Origin of the sequence: Bullifex sp. (genome assembly GCF_034103065.1) — a bacterium.
Lineage (GTDB): Bacteria > Spirochaetota > Spirochaetia > Sphaerochaetales > Sphaerochaetaceae > Bullifex.
Genome location: NZ_JAXEGN010000261.1, coordinates 1 through 7,283, shown reverse-complemented (window position 1 = coordinate 7,283; position 7,283 = coordinate 1). Strand labels below are relative to the sequence as shown.

The window sequence follows — 7,283 nt, the reverse complement described above, 5'->3', positions numbered from 1 at the left end:
CTGCTGGCCTCTCATCTTGGACTTCTCAGCCTCCAGAACTAGGAAGAATAAATTTCTGTTGCTTACGTCACCCAGTCAATGGTATTTTGTTAGAGAGATGCAAGGTAAGATAACTGTAACCCCAGGAGCTACTTTTTACTTTGCAAGTTTTTCATTATATAAAAGCCAGTATTCATTATCTTTATCATCAAGTACAAAATACTGTTTATAATCTGTTCTAATTAAATTTCCCATTCGAGCAAGACCTGCATTTAGATGGGAAGAAAGTATTGGTGTTATTAAATTACTATCACCTTCTTTTATTGCTTCAAAAAGTTTTTCATGATCTTTAACAATATCTCTATATCCTAGAGTCCCTACGAAATCAAGCATTCTGAAACGTTCATAATTTAAATCACTTTGAATCATTCTCCAAACATCATCACAATGCATTCTATCAAACCAAAATTGATGAAAAGCACAATCGAGGGTGAAGAATTGTTTCTCATCTATTTCATCTTGTGAAACATGTATTTGTTGCATCCTTAAATTATGTTCAAGTTCTTCTAAAACAAATGGAGAGGGATTAGTATTGATAAAATCCTTGATAATCCAAGATTCAACTGCAGTCCTCATAAAAATCATTTGATGTACAGAGGATAAACTAATTAAAGTTGCAGTTGCACCTTTATATGGAACATTCTCTAATAAACCAATATCTTGAAGGCGCTGAAAAGCAGTTCGAACAGGAGGCCTTGTGACAGAAAAACGAGAACAAATTTCCCCTTCACTAATTTTTTCTCCAGGGATTATTTCTAATTTAGTAATTTCTTTTTTCAATGCCTCAAAAATTGTAGTACTGATATCAGCCATTAGTATTTTCCTTCAAGATTAATATATCAGATTATTATTTTTTTTGAAAATATTATTTTACTTTCTCAACTTCCTTAGCAATTTTTCCTAATCCTTGATTTAAATGGTACATGTCATTTCCCAAAATAAGCATATTAATACCACGGTCAATTGCAGCTCTTAAATCAGATTCTGTAGAAGGAACAACAGGAGCCATAATTCCTATACCCTTCTCTTTTGTCACAGCTCTTAATTTATTATATCCGTAATCAACTCTCTCATCGGTAATTTTGTATCCAACCTCAGCTCCAACAGAAAGAGCATAATCGACTGGACCAAAGTTAACAGCATCAATTCCATCTACACTTAAAATTTCTTCAATATTCTCAGTAAATTCAAAGTCTTCATCCATAGGAATTATCATAGTATCTTCATTGCTTTTCTTGGTGTATTCAGACCATGAAAAACCATTTACACCAAAGCCTGCAGCTCTTACATTACTTTCACCGCCCCTTCTACCCATAGGAGGGAACTTAGCATTGAAAATAATTTTTTCAACATCTTCTTTACATCTACAGTGAGGAACAACTACCCCCTCTGCACCCATCTCTAGTACTTGTCTTATTTCAGAATCATGAACTCCTGAGACTCTTACTAATGGAGATACTCCAGCATGTTTAGCTGCTAATATTAATCTCTCTATATTACATAGTCCATCTATAGTTGAATGCTCAAGATCGAGATATACAAAGTCATATCCCCATCTTCCAATACACTCTACAACGCTTGCCATTCCTGTGTAACAGGTAATGCCAAAAACAGGTCCTTTTTTTAGTTTTTCTTTTAATGTCATTTTATCCTCCTTATGCTAATAAGCTTGGAAGCCATGTTGATACTGCTGGAACGAAAGTAACCATCAGTAGTACTAAAATATTACAAAGTAAGAACGGGGAAGAAGACTTGAAAACACTAATAATAGGCATTCCTGATATTTTACTACCTACATTCAAGCACATTCCTACTGGAGGTGTTACAAGTCCAATTGCAAGGCCTACAACTAAAATCATACCAAAAGTAATTTCACTCATACCAAGTGTTGTGAATACTGGTAACATAATTGGAGCAATTAATAAAATACATGGAACTACATCCAAGAATGTTCCTAAAAGAAGAATTAGGATATCAAAGAGTAAGAAAATAATCCATGTTGGAATATTTGAACTTAAAATAAAGTTAGCTATCGCAAGTGGAACTTGTTTAATTGCTAAAATATAAGTAAATACGTTTGTAAAGCCACCAATCACCATAATAGTAGCAGTCATAATTGCAGTCTTTTTTAATGCTGCAACTATATGCTTCCATTTAAGCTCTTTATAGAAGAATTTACCTACAATAAGTGAGTATACTACTGCTACTGCAGCACTTTCGCTTGCAGTGGTAATACCAAATGTTGTGAATACTAAAATCATAACAGGCATTAAACATGCAATTAAGCCATCTACTACAACTTTAAATACTGATTGATCAATCTTTGCTTCAATTTTATGGTATCCCTTCTTTTCTGAATAGAGCCATACAACAACAAGCTGGAAGATACCAATACACAAACCAGGTATTACACCTCCCATAAATAGTTTACCAACTGATACTCCCGATACCATTGCAAACATTAACATAGGAATCGATGGAGGAATAATCATACCCACAGTGGAGGAAGCAACAGTAATACCTGTAGAAAACTCTTTTGAATATCCCTGCTTGGTCATATCAGGAATTAATATTGAACCAAGTGCAGAGGTATCAGCAACAGAAGAGCCTGTAATACCACCAAAAATCATAGAAGCAACAACATTTACTTCACCTAAGCCTCCTCTAAATGGCTTACAAATTAATAGAGCAAAGTTAATAAGTCTCTTTGTTAACCCACCATGGTTCATCAATTCTCCTGAGAGCATAAACAGAGGCATTGCAATTAAAATAAATGAATTTAATCCCGAAAAAACTCTTTGAGGAACACTCATTAGGAATGCAGGATTTTCTAAGAAAAAGTAAATGATACCTGCTCCACCGAGAGAGTATCCTATTGGGACTCCTATAAGTATAAATACCAATAATGCAATAAATAATATAGTTAGATTCATTTCTCTTTATCCTCCGGTAGAACATCATCAGTAGAATATCCACCATCTGCATTTTCTATCCTTACGAAGTAAGAAAGCATATCAATTACTACATAAAAAACGGTAATAAAAAATGTTATTGGTACAAAGATATAGTACACACTCATTGGTAAATGTGAGTTTGGTGATAGTAAATGACCAACTTGACTAATCCATAAAATTGAAAAATAAATCATTACAATTGAAACAAATAAAATCGATAAGTCAACTAAAAATGCAGATATTATCTTTTTCTTTTTACTTTTCCCAACGATTTTATCTGCAAGATAAGAAATTGAAATGTGTTGTTTTTCTCTAATTGCTAGCGCAGAACCAAATAATGTTGTGAAAATAAAGGCCATTGTTAGTAATTCTTCAAGAGTACTAAAAGAAAGCCCGAAGAAGTATCTTAAAACAACAGTGACCGATACTCCTATAGCAAGGAATGCGACTAATACAATCAAAATAAAAGACATAGCTTTATCTAAATATTTGAGTATAGTATTCATTAAAATATCCTAAAAAAGGCCTGACTACACAGCCAGGCCATAGTATTCTTTTTGACTGTTATTTACCCATTGCGAGTGTTTTAACCAGATCTAATTCTTCCTGTGTAAAATACTTAAGAGTATTTACAAAGTGATCATATACAGGAGTACATGCATCTACAAATGCCTGCTTTTCAGCATCAGTTGGAGTATATACATCACATCCGTAAGCTTTCATCTCTTCAAGACGTGCTTCAGCATTGTCAATTGCAATCTTATTCTCTGTTTCAATGAAAAGCCATGCAGCATCACTTAAAATCTGCTGATATTCTGCAGGAAGAGAGTTGTAGTACTTCGCATTCATTGTTAAAACTTCTGGATGGTACTGATAGTTTACATATGTAATGTACTTTTGTACTTCATAAAGCTTCTGGTCATAAATTGTTGCAACAGGGTTCTCCTGTCCATCAGCTACACCAGTTTTGAGTGACATATAACAATCTGCAAGAGGAATTGAAACTGTTGATGCACCAAGTGTTTCCATACATACCATGATTGCTTCGATAGAAGGAGTTCTAAGCTTTAAGCCCTTCATATCTGCAGGTTTTGTAATTCTTCTCTTTGAGTTAGTAATCTGTCTTGCACCACCATCACCAATTGCAAGAATCTTAAGTCCATTAGCTTCAGCATCTGATGAAATGATGTTAAATACTTCCTCATTCTTAGCAACTCTCATTAATGCATCTTGATTATCAAAGAAAAATGGCATTAAGAATAAGTTTAACTTCTTAGAAATTGTATCAAAAGGACCACCAACGAAGGCCTCTAAGGTACCCATTCTCATTGATTCCTGCATATCAGGTTCTGAACCGAGAACACCAGCTGGGAATAATTCTACCTGTACTTTGCCACCACTCTTTTCCTCTACATATTTTTCAAACTCTAAAAGAGATACGTGTCTTGGATGAGCAGTACTCATTGTGTGTCCAAGCTTAATTGTGTAAGTTTTGCCTGAATCTGCTGAAGCTTGTGATTCAGAACTGCCGTTTGCGAATACTGTTGTGAGTGCTAATAACATCACAAGTGTGATAGCAATAAGTTTTTTCATATTGTCTCCTTTTTATAAAAGTGATATCACTTTTTAAATCTGATATCAGATTACCATGGTAAATATTACTTGTAAAGATTTTTTTCACTCTTAGGAGACAAAAATACTACCATATTTTAGGTAGCATAATTACTTAAGAAAGATAACTAATTAAATTAGGCAGTATTTCAAGAGCCATACTTCTTCCCTCTTGATAAACCCTTTCTAGCTTATTTGGGTCCTTTTCTGTTTTTCCTATATCCAATTTATGTTTAGGTCTAATTACAAATAACTTTCCTTTTGATTCTAATTCTTTAATCTCTTTAGTTTGATTATTGTACACTTCATGCCTAATAGACATTGCTTTACATATTCCTTTTTTCTTACCCTGGTAAATAAGATTAAAAAGGAATTGCAAAGGATTTTTTTCTTTTACATAATCTTCTGGCTGAGTAAGAATAACTACACACTTGTCAACATTTTTATCAAGCATAAAACGGTATGGAATTGGATCTGAAATACCACCATCAAGTAATAATTTTCCACCTACATTTACACATCTTGAAACAAGGGGCATAGAAGCACTAGCTCTTAAGTAAAGCATGTCATCACCACTACCCTTTTCTGTTTTTGCATAAAATGGTTTACCACTACTTACATCTGTGGTAACACACCAAAATTCCATTGGATTCTTCTCATATTCAGAATAATCAAAAGGATCTAATTTATTAGGAAGCTCATCATAACAAAAGTCAGATCCATAGAGGTCTCCTGTTGTTAAGAGTGAGTGCACAGAGCAATATCTTTTATCATTACAATATTTTTTATTGTACCTAATAGCTCTACCTATTTGCTTTGATTTATAGTTACAACCAAATACTGCTCCAGCTGATACGCCAACACAGGAATCAAAGGTAATACCATTTTCCATGAACACATCTAGAATTCCAGATGTGAACATACCTCTCATTGCACCGCCTTCTAAAACTAAACCATTCATGCGTTATAAACTAAACTTTTTCCCTTTATTGTTCAAATTGTTTTTTTGCATTATTAATTGCTGTTTTATAGAAGATGACAAAGAAAATAAGTGAAATAATTAATGGCATCGAAGTAGAAACTAACCTTATTTTTAAATAAATCTCACTTAAAATAAAAAGTCCAACTATTAAAATTAACTCAATAATACTAATGCCCATTGCACCAAGACCATTTGTATTTTGCTTAACAGCTTCTTGAGGACGTTCCCATGCTGTATGAGGATTATTAAAATCAATAGTAAGTCCAATTACACTAATTGAAGCAATATATGGAACCATAGAAATAGCTATTAAAATGGTTTCTAAGGCGGGAGCTTTTGCTCCAATTGCAATAGCAATAATAAAAATTTCAATAAAAGGTAATGTTGCAATTAAATGGAAAACTAACTTTGAATTTACTCTATCCTTTACGTTAATCGGATAAATCTTACATAGATCAAAATCTTTTCCTTCTCTTGAAACAGAAGTTGAAGAGAGTAAATTAAAGGTATAGAACATCATAATTACACCCCAAAGTGCAACATATAGATAGTTTTCAATTCCCGGAATAGACATAATGTCCTTACTCATATCACCAAGTATTCCCATTACTGCATAAATTAATAATATAAATAAAGGCATAACTAGCTCTAAAACTAATTCAGTTGAGAAAGAGGAATTTGAAAACATAATCCTTTTTTCTCTAATAACTAATGCTTTGAAAATAGAATTTTGTTTATATGATATTTCTCCTCTTAGTTGCTTATCTTTCTCCTTGATATTCTCACTTTCAATTACTATTTTGCTTAACTTAAGGCAAACAAAGTAAAGTATTATGCTACAAAGTGCTAAAGCACCAAGAATAGCAGCAAATAAGATTATTACTTGATTTGAAACAACTACTCTCTCAGAAAGGGCAAATGTAACACTTGAATTAGGACCAGCCTGGTTACCTAATACTCTAAGCATAAAGTAAATAACAAAGAATGATAAAACATAGATAAGAACTGTTTTAGCTCTTTTCATAACCTTACTCTTTAGAGAAAGGTATGAGAAAACACCCATAAAAAATGCTGAAAAAGCAGGAATAATAAGTGCATCTAAAATAAGTAATAAGTAAAAAACTATATTAAATTTTATATTTATTAAAGCTGCAACAGCAAAAGGAATTATGGCTAAAAGACACTCACAAAATACTTCAAAATATAGAATAACAAATCTTGATAATGTTAATGTCTTGGTATCAATTGGTAGGGTTTTTAGAGTATTGATATCACTACCAGTAACAAGAATATTATCTATACTTGTGAGTGTAAAGAATATTGTAAGCATTAAAGCAACACTCTGACTTGAAATTACAGCAAATAATACATCAGTTTTTAGCTGTGAAACAAAGTTAGAGTAGATAATCCACATATATAAAATAGAAAGATAAATTAGGCCAAAGTATGAAAGAATGCTCCTTCCCTTACTTTTCTTTTTACTCTTTGAATTACCTGTTTTAAGCGCTTGTAATATTGATAGCCCGCCATTACCCTTAAAATAGGTTTTTACTAATGTCTTAAGCACATTAAGCCTCCTGGGTAACGGATAAGAAATAATCCTCAAGTGTTTGTTTTTTATTTTCTAAGAGCTCTTCTACACTCTTTTCTGTAATAAGCTTTCCTTTGTTGATAATACCTACTCTATCACAAACATT

7 protein-coding genes are annotated in these 7,283 nt (G+C 32.7%); all 7 read right to left on the bottom strand.

Annotated features, from left to right (window positions below; translation table 11 throughout):
• Positions 1-135 precede the first annotated feature (135 nt).
• Positions 136-852 carry a GntR family transcriptional regulator gene (locus SOY52_RS09885; protein ID WP_320848791.1) on the bottom strand — a complete coding sequence of 239 codons (717 nt, stop codon included), beginning with the start codon at positions 850-852 and terminating at the stop codon, positions 136-138.
• 52 nt (positions 853-904) lie between these two features.
• Entirely contained in the window at positions 905-1,684 is a 780-nt protein-coding gene (locus SOY52_RS09880) for an HpcH/HpaI aldolase family protein (RefSeq protein WP_320848790.1), read from the bottom strand.
• 10 nt (positions 1,685-1,694) lie between these two features.
• Positions 1,695-2,972 carry a TRAP transporter large permease gene (locus tag SOY52_RS09875; protein WP_320848789.1) on the bottom strand — a complete coding sequence of 426 codons (1,278 nt, stop codon included), beginning with the start codon at positions 2,970-2,972 and terminating at the stop codon, positions 1,695-1,697.
• Entirely contained in the window at positions 2,969-3,499 is a 531-nt protein-coding gene (locus SOY52_RS09870; protein WP_320848788.1) for a TRAP transporter small permease, read from the bottom strand. Before SOY52_RS09870 ends, SOY52_RS09875 begins: the two co-directional genes overlap by 4 nt.
• A gap of 58 nt (positions 3,500-3,557) precedes the next feature.
• Entirely contained in the window at positions 3,558-4,586 is a 1,029-nt protein-coding gene (locus tag SOY52_RS09865; protein WP_320848787.1) for a TRAP transporter substrate-binding protein, read from the bottom strand.
• Positions 4,587-4,719: 133 nt separating this feature from the next.
• Entirely contained in the window at positions 4,720-5,565 is an 846-nt protein-coding gene (locus SOY52_RS09860; RefSeq protein WP_320848786.1) for a patatin family protein, read from the bottom strand.
• 25 nt (positions 5,566-5,590) lie between these two features.
• Entirely contained in the window at positions 5,591-7,153 is a 1,563-nt protein-coding gene (locus SOY52_RS09855; protein WP_320848785.1) for a hypothetical protein, read from the bottom strand.
• Positions 7,154-7,283 lie beyond the last annotated feature (130 nt).

Coding starts and splice junctions, on each gene's coding strand:
- SOY52_RS09885 (WP_320848791.1), bottom strand. CDS start 852: ATGGCTGATATCAGTACTACAATTTTTGAGGCATTGAAAAAAGAAATT.
- SOY52_RS09880 (WP_320848790.1), bottom strand. CDS start 1,684: ATGACATTAAAAGAAAAACTAAAAAAAGGACCTGTTTTTGGCATTACC.
- SOY52_RS09870 (WP_320848788.1), bottom strand. CDS start 3,499: ATGAATACTATACTCAAATATTTAGATAAAGCTATGTCTTTTATTTTG.
- SOY52_RS09865 (WP_320848787.1), bottom strand. CDS start 4,586: ATGAAAAAACTTATTGCTATCACACTTGTGATGTTATTAGCACTCACA.
- SOY52_RS09875 (WP_320848789.1), bottom strand. CDS start 2,972: ATGAATCTAACTATATTATTTATTGCATTATTGGTATTTATACTTATA.
- SOY52_RS09860 (WP_320848786.1), bottom strand. CDS start 5,565: ATGAATGGTTTAGTTTTAGAAGGCGGTGCAATGAGAGGTATGTTCACA.